Source organism: Delftia lacustris (genome assembly GCF_040267515.1).
GTDB classification, from domain to species: Bacteria; Pseudomonadota; Gammaproteobacteria; order Burkholderiales; family Burkholderiaceae_C; genus Comamonas; species Comamonas tsuruhatensis.
Genome location: NZ_CP141274.1, coordinates 2457823 through 2473650, shown reverse-complemented (window position 1 = coordinate 2473650; position 15828 = coordinate 2457823). Strand labels below are relative to the sequence as shown.

At 68.8% G+C, this 15828-nt stretch carries 14 protein-coding genes; 8 read left to right on the top strand and 6 right to left on the bottom strand.

Annotation, left to right across the window (positions count from 1 at the left end; translation table 11 throughout):
- Window position 1: 1 nt before the first annotated feature.
- From ssuC to U6958_RS12595, 5 genes are all read right to left on the bottom strand, one after another.
- A complete protein-coding gene (gene ssuC / locus U6958_RS12615; RefSeq protein ID WP_074924182.1) occupies window positions 2–853 on the bottom strand; it encodes an aliphatic sulfonate ABC transporter permease SsuC in 852 nt (283 codons plus the stop codon).
- An 11-nt stretch (window positions 854–864) separates the two neighbouring features.
- Entirely contained in the window at window positions 865–2025 is a 1161-nt protein-coding gene (gene ssuD, locus U6958_RS12610; RefSeq protein ID WP_012206437.1) for an FMNH2-dependent alkanesulfonate monooxygenase, read from the bottom strand.
- A 38-nt stretch (window positions 2026–2063) separates the two neighbouring features.
- A complete protein-coding gene (locus U6958_RS12605) occupies window positions 2064–3119 on the bottom strand; it encodes an aliphatic sulfonate ABC transporter substrate-binding protein (protein WP_074924186.1) in 1056 nt (351 codons plus the stop codon).
- Window positions 3120–3142: 23 nt separating this feature from the next.
- On the bottom strand, window positions 3143–4144 hold the full coding sequence (locus tag U6958_RS12600) for a sulfonate ABC transporter substrate-binding protein (RefSeq protein ID WP_016448337.1): 1002 nt from the start codon (window positions 4142–4144) through the stop codon (window positions 3143–3145).
- 368 nt (window positions 4145–4512) lie between these two features.
- Window positions 4513–5535 carry a sulfate ABC transporter substrate-binding protein gene (locus U6958_RS12595; protein ID WP_012206440.1) on the bottom strand — a complete coding sequence of 341 codons (1023 nt, stop codon included), beginning with the start codon at window positions 5533–5535 and terminating at the stop codon, window positions 4513–4515.
- A gap of 144 nt (window positions 5536–5679) precedes the next feature.
- Here U6958_RS12595 and U6958_RS12590 point away from each other — a divergent pair, with 144 nt between their 5' ends.
- The 8 genes from U6958_RS12590 (at window position 5680) to U6958_RS12555 (ending at window position 14604) form a co-directional block, all read left to right on the top strand.
- On the top strand, window positions 5680–5952 hold the full coding sequence (locus U6958_RS12590; RefSeq protein ID WP_012206441.1) for an oxidative damage protection protein: 273 nt from the start codon (window positions 5680–5682) through the stop codon (window positions 5950–5952).
- Window positions 5953–6124: 172 nt separating this feature from the next.
- The gene (locus tag U6958_RS12585; protein WP_016453307.1) at window positions 6125–6793 is read left to right on the top strand and encodes a trimeric intracellular cation channel family protein; all 669 of its coding nucleotides are present in this window, start codon (window positions 6125–6127) and stop codon (window positions 6791–6793) included.
- Window positions 6794–6808: 15 nt separating this feature from the next.
- Complete coding sequence (gene mnmC / locus U6958_RS12580) at window positions 6809–8749, top strand: FAD-dependent 5-carboxymethylaminomethyl-2-thiouridine(34) oxidoreductase MnmC (protein WP_074924188.1); 1941 nt, start codon at window positions 6809–6811, stop codon at window positions 8747–8749.
- A 189-nt stretch (window positions 8750–8938) separates the two neighbouring features.
- The gene (locus U6958_RS12575) at window positions 8939–10993 is read left to right on the top strand and encodes a TonB-dependent siderophore receptor (protein WP_074924190.1); all 2055 of its coding nucleotides are present in this window, start codon (window positions 8939–8941) and stop codon (window positions 10991–10993) included.
- Window positions 10994–11125: 132 nt separating this feature from the next.
- Complete coding sequence (locus U6958_RS12570; RefSeq protein WP_016448340.1) at window positions 11126–11677, top strand: DUF2478 domain-containing protein; 552 nt, start codon at window positions 11126–11128, stop codon at window positions 11675–11677.
- 5 nt (window positions 11678–11682) lie between these two features.
- Window positions 11683–12744 carry an iron ABC transporter substrate-binding protein gene (locus U6958_RS12565; RefSeq protein WP_074924193.1) on the top strand — a complete coding sequence of 354 codons (1062 nt, stop codon included), beginning with the start codon at window positions 11683–11685 and terminating at the stop codon, window positions 12742–12744.
- A complete protein-coding gene (locus U6958_RS12560) occupies window positions 12744–13757 on the top strand; it encodes an iron ABC transporter permease (protein WP_074924195.1) in 1014 nt (337 codons plus the stop codon). The genes U6958_RS12565 and U6958_RS12560 overlap by 1 nt, the downstream gene beginning before the upstream one ends.
- Window positions 13750–14604 carry an ABC transporter ATP-binding protein gene (locus U6958_RS12555; RefSeq protein ID WP_074924198.1) on the top strand — a complete coding sequence of 285 codons (855 nt, stop codon included), beginning with the start codon at window positions 13750–13752 and terminating at the stop codon, window positions 14602–14604. Before U6958_RS12560 ends, U6958_RS12555 begins: the two co-directional genes overlap by 8 nt.
- Here the strand turns inward: U6958_RS12555 and U6958_RS12550 are convergent.
- On the bottom strand, window positions 14540–15583 hold the full coding sequence (locus tag U6958_RS12550) for a hypothetical protein (protein ID WP_074924201.1): 1044 nt from the start codon (window positions 15581–15583) through the stop codon (window positions 14540–14542). The two genes, U6958_RS12555 and U6958_RS12550, sit on opposite strands and share 65 nt — an antisense overlap.
- Window positions 15584–15828: the final 245 nt, after the last annotated feature.

Here is a 15828-nt window from a genome sequence, read left to right as displayed (position 1 = left end):
GTCACTTGGGCTGGTAGCCCGGATGCCAGCGCAGCCACCAGTGCTCCAGCGCACGCGCAAACCAGTCGGCCAGCTTGCCCAGCAGGGCGTACAGCAGGATGCCGACCAGCACCACGTCGGTCTGCAGGAACTCGCGGGCGTTCATGGTCAGGTAGCCGATGCCCGACTGCGCCGAGATGGTCTCGGCCACGATCAGGATCACCCACATCAGGCCCAGCGAAAAACGCAGGCCGACGAGGATGGAGGACAGCGCGCCCGGCAGGATGACCTCGCGGTACAGCTGCCAGCGCGTGAGGCCGTAGCTGCGCCCCATCTCGATCAGCGCGGGGTCCACATTGCGTATGCCGTGGAAGGTGTTCAGGTAGATGGGAAAGAACACCGAGACGCTGATCAGGAACAGCTTGGCGCTCTCGTCGATGCCGAACCACAGGATGACCAGCGGAATCAGCGCCAGCGCGGGGATGTTGCGCACCATCTGGATGGTGGAGTCCAGCAGCGTCTCCGCCCAGCGCAGCGAGCCCGTGAGCAGGCCCAGCGCCAGCCCCAGCCCGCCGCCGATGGCCAGGCCACCCAGCGCGCGGCCCGCGCTCACCTGCACATGCTTGAGCAGCTCTCCCGACTCGGCCAGCGCCTGCGCGGCGCGCAGCACATCCAGCGGAGCGGGCAGCACCCGCGTGGACAGCCAGCCCCACGCCGAGGCGGCCTGCCAGACGGCGATCAGCGCCAGCGGCACCAGCCAGGGCACCAGGCGGCGGCCCACGCCGGCCGCAAAGCGCAGCAGCGGCGACCAGGAATCGCCGGCCGGGGGGGCCGAGGAGGCCGGCAGCGCAGAAACGGTACGTGCATCGGACATGCGTGACTCCCTCAGCTTTGCGACGCGCGCGGCGAGTACAGGTTGGCAACGGTCTCGCCCAGCGGCCCGCCCACGCCGCCAGCCAGCCTGTCGCGCACGGACAGCGGCAGCAGCGGGAAGACCAGCTCGGCAAAGCGGTAGGCCTCTTCCAGGTGCGGATAGCCGGACAGCACGAAGGTGTCTATGCCCAGGTCCGCGTACTCCTTGATGCGGTCGGCCACGGTCTGCGCATCGCCCACCAGGGCCGTGCCCGCGCCGCCGCGCACCAGGCCCACGCCGGCCCAGAGGTTGGGGCTGATCTCCAGCTCGGCCCGCGTGCGGCGGCTGCCGCCGGCATGCAGGGCGGCCATGCGGCGCTGGCCTTCCGAGTCCATGCGCGCGAAGGCGGCCTGGGCCTGAACCACGGTCTCGTCCTTGAGGCGGCTGATCAGGCGATCGGCATCGGCCCAGGCCTCGTCCTCGGTCTCGCGCACGATGACGTGCAGGCGGATGCCGAACTTCACGCTGCGGCCATGGCGCGCCGCCTTCTCGCGCACATCGGCAATCTTCTTGGCCACCTCGGCCGGGGGCTCGCCCCAGGTCAGGTAGGCATCGACCTGCTCGGCGGCCAGGTCGTGCGCGGCCTCGGACGAACCGCCGAAGTACACGGGCGGATACGGCTTTTGCAGCGGCGGGAACAACAGCTTGGCGCCCTTGACCGAGAGGTGTTCACCTTCGTAGTCGAGCGTGCCGCCCTCATGGCTGCGCTCAAGGATCTCGCGCCAGATGCGGATGAACTCGGCCGATTGCTCGTAGCGCTGGGCATGGTCGAGGAAGACGCCATCGCCCTCCAGCTCGGCGCGGTCGCCGCCCGTGACCAGGTTGATCAGCAGCCGCCCGCCCGACAGGCGGTCGAACGAGGCCGCCATGCGCGCCGCCAGGCTGGGCTGATGCAGGCCGGGCCGCACGGCGACCAGGAACTTCAGGCGCCTGGTGACCGGAATCAGGCTGGAGGCGACGACCCAGGGGTCCTCGCAGGAGCGGCCCGTGGGAATCAGCACGCCCTCGTAGCCCAGGCTGTCGGCCGCGATGGCGACCTGCTTGACATAGTCGTGGCTGAGCGGGCGGGCGCCCTCGGCCGTGCCGAGGTAGCGGCTGTCGCCGTGGGTGGGAATGAACCAGAAAACCTGCATGCGCTGCTCCAGTCAGGGGACGGAATCGAGGAAGGGAATCAAAGGGCGGAAGAAGGCCGTGCCGCCGCAGGCTCGGCCAGCCGCGCGTACTCGGCCGCCGAGGGCCGCCAGACGATGTCGGCCACCTGTACCTGGCGCGGAATCAGGCCCAGCCGAAAAAATGCATCGGCCACGCGCTGCTGCTCCACCACGGTCTGCGCAGCCAGCAGGCCCACGGGGGAGCTGGGCCGGCGCGCAATGAAGCGGCTGACCACCGCCGTATCCAGGCCGCTGAAGCCGGCCACCAGGGCCACGGCCTCCTGGCGTGCGCTCTGGGCCAGGCGATCGGCGCGCGTGAGCTCATCGAACAGCGCGCGCAGCACCTGCGGATGGCGCTCCACCAGTCCGCGCGCGGCCAGGTAGAACGAGGCGTTGCCCGACAGGCCTTCGCCATTGGCCAGCACGCGCGGGCGAATCGCCAGCTCGGTGGCCGCGTAGAACGGGTCCCAGATGGCCCAGGCGTCCACGCTCTTGCGCTCGAAGGCGGCGCGCGCATCGGCCGGGGCCAGGTACACGGGCTGGATCTCGTTCCAGGCCAGGCCCGCCTTGTCCAGCGCACGCACCAGCAGGTAATGGGCGCTGGAGCCTTTTTGCAGCGCCACGCGCCGGCCCTTGAGGTCGGCCAGGGCGCGCAGCGGCGAGTCCGACGGCACGAGGATGGCCGAGCTTTCGGGCTTGGGCGGCTCGGCGCCCACGTACAGCAGGTCGCGGCCCGCGGCCTGGGCAAAGACCGGGGGTGAATCGCCGGTCAGGCCGAAATCCAGGCTGCCGGCGGCCAGGGCCTCCAGCAGCTGGGGGCCGGCCGGAAACTCCAGCCAGCTGACCTTGGTGCCCGCAAAGCGCTTTTCCAGCACGCCTTGCTGCTTGAGGATGACCAGGTTGACGGCCGACTTCTGGTAGCCGATGCGCAACTGCTCGGGCCCGGCCACGGCGGCCGGCGTCTCGGCGCGTGCGTACTGGCCGGCCAGGCTCCAGCTGAAGGCGGTAGTGCCCAGCAGTTGCAGGGCCTGGCGGCGCACGCGGTCCAGGCGGGGCTTCTTGGGGATGGCGTTCATGGTGCGGACTCCTTGCAGTGGGCTCAGGGGCGCGACGCGATCAGGTCCACCGGCGCGGCATGCAGCAGGTTGAGCTTGCGGGGGATGAGCTTGAGCTCGAAGAAGGTGTCGGCGATCTGCTGCTGCTCGGCCAGGATCTCGCGCGTCACGGACGAGGTGCCGAAGCGGGCACGGCTCAGGTACAGCTCGGTGATGGACTTGTCCAGGCCCAGGATGCTGGACAGCTCGGCGGCCGCCGCCGTCTGGTTCTTCGAGGCCCAGCGGTCAATCCCATCGACCTCTTCGATGGCAATGCGCAGCACATCGGCATTGCGCGTGGCGAAATCGCGCGAGGTGAAGTAGTAGGCGCGGTTGTTGACCACGCCCGTGGCATCGGCCAGCAGACGGGCGTCCAGCGTCTTTTGCGCGGCAGCCAGGAAGGGGTCCCAGATCAGCCAGGCATCGACGGAGCCGCGCTCGAAGGCGGCGCGCGCATCGGCCGGCGCCAGGAAGACGGACTGCACATCGCCGTACTTCAGGCCATGCTTTTCCAGCAGCTTGACCAGGAAGTACTGCACGTTCGAGCCCTTGTTGTAGGCCACGCGCTTTCCCTTGAGGTCCTGCACGCTGCGGATGGGCGAGTCCTTGGGCACGATCACCGCCTCCAGCCCGGGGCGCGGCACGGTGGCGCCCGCATAGACCAGGGGTGCGCCTGCGGCCTGCGCAAAGATGGGCGGGGCCTCGCCCACATCGCCGAAGTCGATGGAGCCCACGTTCAGCGCCTCCAGCTGCACGGGGCCGGCGTTGAACTCGATCCAGCGCACGGATACGCCCAACGGCGCCAGCCGCTTTTCCAGCGTGCCCCGGCTCTTCAGGATGGACAGCCAGCCCTTTTGGTGGCCGACGCGCAGCACGCGGTCACCCGCCTTGTCCTGGGCCAGGGCCGGGCCGCCCACCGTGGCGACTGCTGCGGCAAGGCCCGCGCCCAGCAGTTGGCGTCGGCGCCAGTTGGCTGTGTGTCGGGGGAAGGAATCGAACGAGACCATGACGGACATCCTTGGAAGAGTGGTGCGTGGTGCGTGGTGCAGGCAAAGCGCTGCCCATGCATGCGCGCGGCATGCAGCCAGAAAACAAAAAGGGAAGGCGGAGCAAGGGGCAGCCGCCTGCAGGACCAGGCCTGCAGACGCGCCGCACGGAGTCGTCAGGTGCTACATCGCCGGCTGGCGAAGGCCACGGTCTCGAAGCGAGGAAAAGAGCTGGATGCCACCACGCCTGCCTGCGCCGTGCGGCGCGGGGCCTGCAAAGAGTGGCGGGAAGTCAGCAAGATGGACATGGCGGATCGTGGTAGTTGGCAGAGATCTGGGAAAGCGGGTGAATTCAGTGGGTGGGCGCCGGCCGGGCCGGCGCGCCGCACTCACTTCTTGGTGTAGATCTGGTCGAAGCTGCCGCCGTCGGCAAAGTGGTCCTTGTCGGCCTTGGCCCAGCCGCCAAAGGCCTGGTCGATGGTGACCAGCTCCAGCTTGGGGAACTTGTCCGCGAATTCGGCCTTGACCTTGGCATCGGTGGGACGGTAGTAGTTGCGGCCGGCGATGCGCTGGCCTTCCTCGGAGTACAGGTACTTCAGGTACTCCTCGGCCACGGCGCGTGTGCCCTTCTTGTCCACGACCTTGTCGACCACGGCCACCGAAGGCTCGGCCAGGATGGACAGCGAAGGCACGACGATCTGGAACTTGTCGGGACCGAACTCCTTGAGCGCCAGGAAGGCCTCGTTCTCCCAGGCCAGCAGCACATCGCCCACGCCGCGCTGCACGAAGGTGATGGTGGCGCCGCGCGCGCCCGTGTCCAGCACGGGCACGTTCTTGAACAGCTTGCCGATGAAGTCCTTGGCCTGTGCGTCGCCGCCGTACTTGCGCTTGGCGAATTCCCAGGCGGCCAGGTAGTTCCAGCGCGCACCGCCGCTGGTCTTGGGGTTGGGCGTGATCACCTGCACGCCAGGCTTGACCAGGTCGTCCCAGTCCTTGAGGTTCTTGGGATTGCCCTTCTTCACCAGGAAGACGATGGTGGAGCTGTAGGGCGCCGAGTTGTGAGGCAGGCGCTTTTGCCAGTCGGCCTTGAGCAGGTTGCCGTTCTTGACCAGGGCGTCGATGTCGCCGGCCAGCGCCAGCGTGGCCACGTCGGCGTCGATGCCGTCGATGATGGAACGCGCCTGCTTGCCCGAGCCGCCGTGCGACTGCTTGACGCTCACGTCCTGGCCGCTCTTGGCCTTCCAGTGCTTGGCGAAGGCCTGGTTGTATTCCACGTACAGCTCGCGCGTCGGATCGTAGGAGACATTGAGCAGTTGCACCGACTGGGCCAACGCCGGCAGAGCCGACAGGGTCAAGCCCGCGATCAGGCCGGCGGCAACAGGAAACTTGATAAAGTGGCGGCGAATTTTCATTGGAGTGTCGGTAGAGAGTGGAGACGACGGTCTGGTGCCGTGGAAAGCATTCTCAAAGCCAACTCTTAAAACTCAAACCAATAAGATTTCAGTTTGTTATTCCCAAAACATCTGAATCTCTGCAAGACAAGGACTCAATTCCCCATGGCACGTACCGTTCACTGCATCAAGCTTGGCGTTGACGCTGAAGGCCTGGATTTCCCGCCCTACCCCGGCGAGCTGGGCAAGCGCATTTTTGAAGGCGTGAGCAAGCAGGCCTGGGCCGACTGGCTCAAGCACCAGACGATGCTGGTCAACGAAAACCGCCTGAACCTGGCCGACGCACGCGCCCGCCAGTACCTGGCCCGCCAGATGGAAAACCACTTCTTCGGCGGCGGCGCCGATGCGGCGGCCGGCTACGTGCCTCCTACGGCCTGAGCCGCTTCGTGCCCTTTCACCGCCCCCGTCGCACCGCGCCGGGGGCGGTTTCATTTGCGGTGCCGCAAACGGCCGCCGCCCAGAGACCGCCTACAATGCCCGCCTTCTTGCGCTGGACGGCGCAGTGGCCGCACACCCTGCGGCGCGGGCCGGTCTTCATCCGAGGTTTTCCGTGCTTCCATCCGTCTCCCTGCTGGAATCGTTCCAGGCATCGCAGTTCACCGTCATGCTGGTGATCTACCTCGTGGCCATCACGGCCGAAGCCATGTCGGGCGCGCTGGCGGCGGGCCGGCGCAACATGGACATCTTCGGCGTGGCCGTGATCGCCTTCGTCACCGCGCTGGGCGGCGGCACCATCCGCGACATGGTGCTGGGCCACTACCCCATCGGCTGGACGCAGCACCCTGAATATGTCTACCTGGTCATCTCGGCCGGGCTGCTGACGATCGTCGTGGCGCGCCACATGCACCATCTCAAGCAGGTCTTTCTGCTGCTGGACGCCATGGGGCTGATCGCCTTCTCGCTGATCGGCTGCAACGTGGCGCTGGAGCTGGGCTACCCGCCCGTGGTGGTGGTGATGTCGGGCATGCTGACCGGCATCAGCGGCGGCATTCTGCGCGACGTGCTGTGCAACCAGGTGCCGGTCGTCTTCCGGCGCGAGCTGTACGCCAGCGTGTCCCTGGCCGTGTGCCTGCTGTTCCTGGGGCTGCGCACGCTGGACGTGGGCTCCAACCTCAGCACCGTCGTCTGCTTTGCCGGCGGACTCACGCTGCGCCTGGCCGCCATCCGCTTCAAGTGGCGCCTGCCCGTGTTCTCCTACCAGCAGCGCTGGGAGGAGTAGTTCTGCCCCTTGCCCATGTCCGAACCCATTGACTGGCTGCCCGATGGCACGCCCTACAGCCCGCGCTTCGGCGACCGCTACCACAGCGAACTCGGCGGCCTGGACCAGGCCCGCCACGTCTTTCTGGGCGGCTGCGGCCTGCCGGCGGCCTGGGCCGATGCGCCGCAATGGCGCATCCTGGAGACCGGTTTCGGGTTCGGGCTGAATTTCCTCGTGGCCTGGGAAGCCTGGAAGGCCGATCCCCGGCGCCCGAGGCTGCTGCATTTCGTCTCGGCCGAAGCCTTTCCCGTCAGCGCCGACGCCATGCGCCAGGCCATGCCGCGCGAGCCAGGATTGCGCCTGCTGGCCGAGGAGCTGGCCACCCGGTTCCAGGGCCTGCTGCCCGGCGTGCACCGCCTCGCCTTCGAGCAGGGGCGCGTGCTGCTGACGCTGTACATCGGCGATGCCCAGGCCATGCTGCGGCGCCAGCAGCTCACGGCCGACAGCATCTACCTGGACGGCTTCACGCCGGAACTCAACCCCGACCTCTGGAGCGCCGATACCCTGCGCGCGCTGGCGCGCCATTGCCGGCGCGGCACGCAGCTGTCCACCTGGTGCGTGGCGCGCACGGTGCGCGATGGCCTGGCACAGCACGGCTTTCAGGTGCGCAAGGTCGATGGCGTCCCACCCAAGCGCCACAACCTGCATGCCGTCTTCGACCCGGCCTGGCAACCGCGCGGGCCGCGCGGGCCGGGTGCACAGCCGCAGGAACCCATCACCCCACGGCGCTGCATGGTGCTGGGTGCAGGCATCGCCGGTGCGGCCGCCGCCGCCAGCCTGTCGCGCCGTGGCTGGCAGGTCACCGTGCTGGATGCTGCCGACGCGCCTGCAGCGGGCGCCTCGGCCCTGCCCGCGGGCCTGTTCTGCCCCCATGTCTCGCCCGATGACAGCCTGCTGTCCCGCCTGAGCCGCGACGGCGCACGCCTGACCCTGGCGCAGCTGCAAATGCTCTCCGGCCAGGGCCTGCTGCAACCGGGCACGGACTGGTGCGATACCGGCGTGCTGGAGCACGGCGTAGAGGCCGCCCCGCGGCTGCCGCGCGACTGGCAATCCCCCGGCCCGGGCGACCACTGGAGCCGGCCCGCAAGCGCCGATCAACTCTCGGCGGCCGGCCTGCCCGCCGACGCCCCGGCCTGCTGGCATGCGCAAGCTGGCTGGGTACGCCCGGCGCGGCTGGTGCAGGCGCAACTGGCGCTGCCGGGCGTGCGCTGGCAGGGCCGCGCCTGCGTGGCGCGTCTTGCACCCACCGACACAGCCGGTGGCGCGCCCGTCTGGCAGGCCCTGGATGCACAGGGCAATCTGCTGGCCGAGGCTGAACTGGTCGTTCTCGCACTGGGCCCCGCAACCAATGCGCTGCTGGAGCACAGCCTGGGTGCGCAGGCCGCCTGGCCGCTGCAGCCCATTCGCGGCCAGGTCAGCTGGGATGTGCACACCCCGGCCAGCGCACAGGCCATGCCGCCCTTTCCCGTCAACGGCCATGGCAACCTGGTGCCTGCCATGCCGCTGCCCGGCGATGCAGCCGGGCCAGGCTGGGTCATGGGATCGACCTTCGAGCGCGACCAGACCGCGCTGCCGCCCAGCCCCGGAGACCAGGCCGCTGCCCATGCAGCCAATGGCGCCAAGCTGGCGCAGCTGCTGCCACGTGCCTACCAGGGCCTGCAAGGCTTCTTCGACGCGCCACCGCGCGCCACCTGGGGCGCCGTGCGCGTGGCCTCGCCAGACCGGCTGCCCGTGGTCGGACCGGTGTCCGACCAGGCTGCCGGCCTGTGGGCGCTGACGGCCATGGGCTCGCGCGGGCTCACGCTGTCGCTGCTGTGCGGCGAGCTGCTGGCAGCACGCCTGCACGACGAACCGCTGCCCCTGGATGCCAGGCTGGCGGCTGCCCTGGCCAGCGAACGCCTGGGCCGCAGGCGCTGAGCCGTTGAACCGCCCGGCCGCTGGACGGCCGGGCATTCACACAACGGCCTGAAAGAAAACCCGAGTCTTCCCGCAGACGGTTTTTTGTCACTCGTTATGTTTATCAGTACATATCGCTAGAATCCGGAACCTGTTTTCAAAAGGAAACAACCAGCTGCCCCGCGTCCACTCACACAACCACCGAAAATCGTGCCCCTCCAGCCCCGCTACAGCGCCCCAGCCTCCTCCCCTGTCTTCCGCCTGCAATCCACGCTGGCCCACGCCCTGCTGCTTGCGGGCCTGGCCGCCAGCACCCAGGTACAAGCCCAATCGGGCACGTCCGCAACACAGGCTTCGCAGACCTTCCAGCTGGGCACGGTCGATGTGCGCGATGATCGTGAAGAGCGCGACGCCATATCTAACTATGAACAACGAACGGACGCCGCCGAGATGCGCCGGCGCAATGCCGACACCGTGGCCGACGCCGTGCGCCTGCTGCCGGGCGCCACGCTGTCGCGCAACAATCGCAACGAGGAAATGATCTACCTGCGCGGCTTCGATCCGCGCCAGGTGCCGGTCTTCGTGGACGGCGTGCCCCTGTACGTGCCCTATGACGGCTATGTGGACTTCGGCCGCTTCACCACGTTCGACCTGTCCGAGATCCGCGTGGCCAAGGCTGGCGCCTCGCTGATGTATGGCCCCAATACGCTGGGCGGCGCCATCAACCTGGTCACGCGCAAGCCCGTCAAATCCTTCGAGGGCGATGCGCGCATCGGCGCAGGCGCAGGCGGCGAACGCAAGGCCGCCGTGAACCTGGGCGGCAACCTGGGCACCTGGTACTACCAGCTTGGCGCCTCCTACCTGGACGCGGACAGTTTTCCGCTGCCCAAGGGCTTCAAGGACTTCAAGAAGCAGCCCACCGACACGGGCAACTACCGCGACAACGCCTACCGCACGGACAGGCGGCTGTCGTTCAAGCTGGGCCTGACGCCCAATGCCACGGAAGAGTACGCGCTGGGCTATGTGCGCCAGGAAGGCGAGAAGGGCAACCCCGTGTATACCGGCAGCGCCACGGGCAAGAACGTCATCCGCTACTGGCGCTGGCCCTATTGGGACAAGGACAGCGTGTACTTCCTGAGCACCACGCGCATCAATGCCGACAACCTGCTCAAGACACGCATCTACCACGACACCTACCAAAACGGCCTGGACATGTACACGGACGCGAGCTACACGCGCCATGACCCCACCAGCAGCTACAAGGACGTGAGCCAGGGCGCCAGCATCGAGTGGGCCAACTACAGCTTCAAGGGCCATGCGCTGCGCCTGGGCGCGCACTACAAGATCGACGAGCACACCGATGCCGCCTCGGCCAAGGACCCCAGCAAGCACTACCGCGACGTGACGCGCTCCCTGGTGATCGAGGACACGATCTCCCTGGCCGAGCGCTGGAGCCTGAACCTGGCGCTCAGCCACGACCAGCGCGATGCGCGCGAGGCCTACCAGTGGCCCACGGGCTCCGCCAGCGCCACCAATGGCGTGGCCAAGCTCGGCTATGCGCTGGGCGGTGGCAGCGAGGCGTATTTCATCGCCTCGCACAAGACGCGCTTTCCCACCATCAAGGACCGCTACTCGGCACGCATGGGCACGGCCCTGGCCAACCCCGACCTGCAGCCCGAGACGGCCAACCACCTGGAGCTGGGCGTCAGCGGCTCACCCTGGCAGGGCGGCCAGGGCCAGGCCGCGCTGTTCTACAGCCGCGTGCGCAACCAGATCCAGACCGTGGTCCTGGCCTCGGCCGAATGCGGCGGCACCACCTGCAACCAGGCGCAGAACGTGGGGCGCACGCGCAACATCGGCATGGAGCTGTCCCTGGCCCAGCAACTGTCCGCGCAATGGGGCGTGAACGCCGGCTACACCTACCTGAACCGCCGCAACACCAGCGACTCCAGCATCACGCTGACCCACACGCCGCGCCACCGCCTGCTGGCCGGCGTTCAGTGGCGTCCGCTGGCGCAGTGGGAATTCAATGCCGAGGTCGAGACCGAGAAGGGCCGCTACGTGCCGCTGTCGGGCAGCGGCCAGCTGCAGACGCTCAAGCTGCCCGGCTACGGCATTGCCAACCTGCGCGCACGCTACAAGCCGCGCAGCGACATCACCGTGGACTTTGGCGTGGCCAATATCGGCGACAAGTGGTACCAGTTCGATGACGGCCTGCCCATGCCGGGCCGCAGCTGGTATGTCAACCTGGGCTATCGCTTCTGAGGAGCGGACCCGGCGCGAAGCGCCCGCCCACGCCTGCCTGCGCTCCGGGTCCAGCCAAGCTGCCCATGGTCAACGACACCGGGGTCGGGCAGGAGTACAACAGCCCCATTGATACGCATCAACCTGCATGCCATGAACCCGCCCTTCACCACCCTGCCCCTGGCCGCCCTGGTCCATCCCGACGACGAGCATGCAATGGAGCTGCTGCTCGAACGCGTGGCACGCCGCCTGCAAGGCGCGGGCTGGCGCGTGGGCGGCCTGGTGCATCGCCAGGACCGCTATGCCAACGGCAACAAGCGCATGCAGCTGTTCGACCTGCGCAGTGACCGCCAATTCGAGCTGTCCCAGGACCTGGGCTGCGCCTCGCGCGCCTGCAGCCTCAACCCCCAGGCCCTGGCCCAGGCCAGCGCCGTGCTGCGCCAGGCGCTGGACGATGGCGTGGATCTGGTGGTGATCAACCGCTTCGGCATCGTCGAGGCCTCGGGCCAGGGCTTTGCCGCCGAATTCGCGGCCTTTGTCGAAGCCGGCACGCCCGTGCTCACGGCCGTCGCGGCCCGCCATCTTGAAGACTGGCGCAGGTACACCGGCAGCCTGCATGCCGAGCTGGCAGCCGATGAGGTGCAGATCGAGCAATGGTGCCAGGCACAGCTTGAGCGCCGTGGCTGCGCCAGCCCCATCCCCTGACTTTCATGACCGATCTTCTGTTCACCCGCCGCCGCTGGCTGGGCCAGGCCATGGCGGCAATGGCCTCATCGGCTCTTGTTCCCGGCCATGCCCAGACCACGACCATTGCCGCGCGCATAGGCCAGATACCGGACGCGACCAAACTGCGCCGGGTGTTTGCTGCAGGCCCGCCCGCAGGCGTGCTGGTGGCCACACTGGCACCGCACAAGCTGCTGGGCTGGCCCCAGCAGCTGGACGATGTCTCGCGCGCCTATCTGGGGCCCACACTGCAGGCGCTGCCGCATCTGGGCCGCCTGTCCGGGCGCGGCAGCACCATGCCGCTGGAGTCGCTGCTGAAGCTGCAGCCCGACCTGGTGCTGGACGCCGGCACGGCCGATGCCACCTATATCTCGGCCACCGAGCGGCTGGCTCGCCAGACCGGCCTGCCCTGCGTGCTGATCCAGGGCTCGCTGGCCGACCACGCACGCCAGTTGCGCGAGGTCGGCGCCCTGCTGGGCGAGGCCGCACGTGGCGAAACCCTGGCCCGCCATGCCGATGCCGTGGCGGCGCTGGCGCAGCGTTCCACCCAGGGCATGGCACCGGCCGAGCGCCCGCGCGTGTATTTCGCGCGCAGCGCCAACGGCTTGGAGACAGGGCTGGCGGGCTCCATCAATGTGGAAGCCGTCGAGTACGCGGGCGGGCTCAATGTGGCGGCCGACGCAGGGCGCGGCGGACTGAGACGCGTGTCCATGGAGCAGATCCTGGCCTGGGACCCGCAGGTCATCGTCACGCAGGAACCCGGCCTTGCCGAGCGCATGCGCCAGGACCCGCTGTGGCGCGGCGTGGCCGCCGTGCGCTCGGGCCGCGTGCACTGCGCGCCGGTCTGGCCCTTCGGCTGGCTGGATGGTCCGCCCGGCGTCAACCGGCTCATCGGCGTGCGCTGGTTGCTGGAAAAGCTCCACCCGCAGGCGCCGGCCCTGCAGGGACTGCCGCCGTTGGAACGCGAGGTGCGCGACTTCTACCGCCTGTTCTACGGCGCCGACCTGTCGCCCGCAGCGCTGGGCAGGCTGATGGAGACTGCGCGTTGATGCCTGCCACAGGCCGCCGCATGGGGTGGGTGCTCGCGCTGGGCTTGCTGGCCGCTGTGCTGCTGGGGGCGCTGGCGGCGGGTCAGTTCTCCATCACGCCGCAGCAGCTGTGGCAGTCGCTGCTGGCGCGCGCAATGGGCACTGCCTCGCCCTTGTCCGCCAGCGCCGAGACCGTGCTCTGGAACATCCGCCTGCCGCGCATCGCCGCAGGCCTGGCCGTGGGCGCCACGCTGGCGGCGGCAGGCGCAGCCTACCAGGGCATGTTCCGCAACCCGCTGGTCTCGCCCGACATCCTGGGCGTCTCGGCCGGTGCCGGCCTGGGCGCGGTGCTGGGCATCTTCCTGGGCTGGTCCATGGCGGCCGTGCAGGCCCTGGCCTTTGGCGGCGGGCTGGCCGCCGTGGCCGTGGTGGTGGCCATCAGCACCAGCGTGCGCCGCCATGACCCGGTGCTGGTCCTGGTGCTGGCCGGCATTGCGCTGGGCGCGCTGCTGGGCGCGGGCATCGCCCTGGTCAAGACGCTGGCCGACCCCAATACGCAGCTGCCATCCATCACCTTCTGGCTCATGGGCGGCCTGAGCGCCGTGACCCTGCCCGAGCTGGGTGCCACGGCACCCGTGATGCTGTGCGCCCTGCTGCCCCTGATGCTGCTGCGCTGGCGCATCAACCTGCTGGGCCTGCCTGACGAGGAGGCGCTGGCCCTGGGCGTGCCCGTGGCACGCCTGCGCCTGCTGCTGGTGGCCTGTGCCACGCTGGGCACGGCGGCCGCCGTATCGCTGGCCGGCATCGTCGGCTGGGTGGGGCTGGTGGTGCCGCATGTGGCGCGCCTGCTGGTCGGCCCCAATTTTGTGCGCCTGCTGCCGGCCTCGGCGCTGCTGGGCGCTGGCTTCGTGGTTGCGGCCGACACGCTGGCGCGCAGTGCGGCACGCATCGAGCTGCCGCTGGGCATTCTCACGGCCCTGGTCGGCGCGCCTTTCTTCCTCTACCTGCTGTCGCGCACGGGCCGCAATGACTGAAATGCCGACGGCGCCCGTGCTGCAGACGCTGGCCCTGGCCACGGGCCATGGGCGCCGGCGCGTCAGCCAGGGGCTGGACTTGGCCATTGCCGCAGGCGAGGTGCTGTGCCTGCTGGGCCCCAACGGCTGCGGCAAGACCACGCTGTTCCGCACCGTGCTGGGCCTGCTGGCGCCGCTGGCCGGAGAGGTGCGCGTGCAGGGCCAGCCCGTGCTCAGCTGGCCGCGTGCCGAGTTTGCGCGGCGCGTGGGCTATGTGCCCCAGGCTCAGGCCGGTGTCTTCGGCTTCGAAGCGCTGGACATGGTGCTCATGGGCCGTGCCGCGCGCCTGCCTGCGCTGGCCCGGCCTTCAAGTGCCGACCGCGCCCTGGCGCTGGGCTGCCTGGAGCAGTTGGGCATCGCCCATTTGGCGCTGCGCCCCTATACCGAGCTGAGCGGCGGCGAGCGCCAGCTGGTGCTGATCGCACGCGCCCTGGCCCAGGAGCCCGCGCTGCTGGTCATGGACGAGCCCACGGCCAGCCTGGACTTCGGCAACCAGATCCGCGTGCTGGACCAGATTGCCGCGCTGCGTGCACGCGGCATGGCCGTGCTGCTGTCCACCCACCAGCCCGAGCATGCGCTGCAGGTGGCCGACCGCATCGCCCTGCTGGGCCGCGGCGGCCTGCAGGCCTGCGGTGCGGCGGCGCAAGTGGCGACACCGGCCGCGCTGGCTGCGCTCTATGGGGTGAGCGAGGCGGCGGTGGCGGCGCGGCTGCCAGCAGACCTGGATAGGCGCAGCGTTGGCATCAGTGCTTGGGAACGGGCAGCTTCCAGCCAGGCGGGGGCTGCAGCGGGCGGCCTGCGTCCTTGAGCATGCGCTCCAGCAGTTGCTGTTCGCTGTGGATGGAGGGATCGGACAACAGCCGGACAAACGGATCGCCACCCGCCTGCATGCTCAGTGGGTTGGACTCGTGCATCAGCCAGTCCAGCTGGCGCCGCCGGGATTGCACTGCAGCGCGCTCGGTCGGGGTTTTGGCAAGCCAGCGCCGTATCGCCAGCCCAAAGGCCTCATCCAGCACGGTGGATGAGCGTTCCGTCATCAGGTGCGCCACATGCAGGCAGTCGGCATCTCGCGCCGGGGCATCGCCCCGCTTTTCGGGCTTGCAGGCATCGATCAGGGTCCGGTAGCCCGGCAGTTCAAAGGCCGCCCAGATGCCCATGGCCGTGATGGCAGCGCCGTCCTCGGGGCGGTAGGGCTGCCCACCTCCAAACGCCTGCAACTCCTCGGCCGTGGGCGGGTGTTTGAGCAGCGCCGACTGCATCCAGCGCACGCCCTCATACATGTGCAGGTCCGCATAGCGGCTTTCGCGCGCGGCAGTCAGCAACTCCTGCGGCCCCAGCGCCTGCCACATCAGCGCAATGAGATTGCTGGGTTCCAGCGCCAGCCAGCGGCGCGCAGCCTGCGACCGCAACTCGCCTTCACGTTCAGGCGCCCTGGCAGCCAGCAGTTGGTAGGCCAGCACGTCCTGCCCGGCCCGCTCCAAGGCGGCCTGGCGCCATTGCGGGGCTCGGCTGTCGGCATCCTCTTGTCCGAAGGGCGGGACCGACAGATTGATCAGGATGGCTGCGAGGGCCAGATCGCGCCCGCTGCCGGAACCGGCCAACTGCGCCGCCACGCGGTGCAGATACGCATCCCAGGCTGATTCCCGTGCGGATTCGTCGGGTTCAGGCGCGTCAGCTGTGTGCGTTGCTGACAACGGAGACGGCGGCTGTGCCCGCTGCTGGGCCTGCGACTGAGCAGCAGTTGCCAATGCCAAGGACAGCCCGATGGCAACCAAGCGGTTTCGCATTCTGAAATCCTCCCTCTGGCCGGCAAGCATATCGGCCACTCACGCGTTTGGCATGCCCAGCCCCGCAAAGTCTGCTGCCATTCACTTATATCCATATCCACATACTTGCAGGACAAAACAATCGTTTGCTTCTATAAGGCCATTGCTTACATTCCCCTCCATGCAGGGTTCTGTGCGCGTGTCCCGCAAGTGCCTCGGTGCCACGCGATGAGCCCCTGCACCGCCGCCACTGGCGGCAGTCGAAG

Coding starts and splice junctions, on each gene's coding strand:
- ssuC (WP_074924182.1), bottom strand. CDS start 853: ATGTCCGATGCACGTACCGTTTCTGCGCTGCCGGCCTCCTCGGCCCCC.
- ssuD (WP_012206437.1), bottom strand. CDS start 2,025: ATGCAGGTTTTCTGGTTCATTCCCACCCACGGCGACAGCCGCTACCTC.
- U6958_RS12605 (WP_074924186.1), bottom strand. CDS start 3,119: ATGAACGCCATCCCCAAGAAGCCCCGCCTGGACCGCGTGCGCCGCCAG.
- U6958_RS12600 (WP_016448337.1), bottom strand. CDS start 4,144: ATGGTCTCGTTCGATTCCTTCCCCCGACACACAGCCAACTGGCGCCGA.
- U6958_RS12595 (WP_012206440.1), bottom strand. CDS start 5,535: ATGAAAATTCGCCGCCACTTTATCAAGTTTCCTGTTGCCGCCGGCCTG.
- U6958_RS12590 (WP_012206441.1), top strand. CDS start 5,680: ATGGCACGTACCGTTCACTGCATCAAGCTTGGCGTTGACGCTGAAGGC.
- mnmC (WP_074924188.1), top strand. CDS start 6,809: ATGTCCGAACCCATTGACTGGCTGCCCGATGGCACGCCCTACAGCCCG.
- U6958_RS12570 (WP_016448340.1), top strand. CDS start 11,126: ATGAACCCGCCCTTCACCACCCTGCCCCTGGCCGCCCTGGTCCATCCC.
- U6958_RS12565 (WP_074924193.1), top strand. CDS start 11,683: ATGACCGATCTTCTGTTCACCCGCCGCCGCTGGCTGGGCCAGGCCATG.
- U6958_RS12560 (WP_074924195.1), top strand. CDS start 12,744: ATGCCTGCCACAGGCCGCCGCATGGGGTGGGTGCTCGCGCTGGGCTTG.
- U6958_RS12555 (WP_074924198.1), top strand. CDS start 13,750: ATGACTGAAATGCCGACGGCGCCCGTGCTGCAGACGCTGGCCCTGGCC.
- U6958_RS12550 (WP_074924201.1), bottom strand. CDS start 15,583: ATGCGAAACCGCTTGGTTGCCATCGGGCTGTCCTTGGCATTGGCAACT.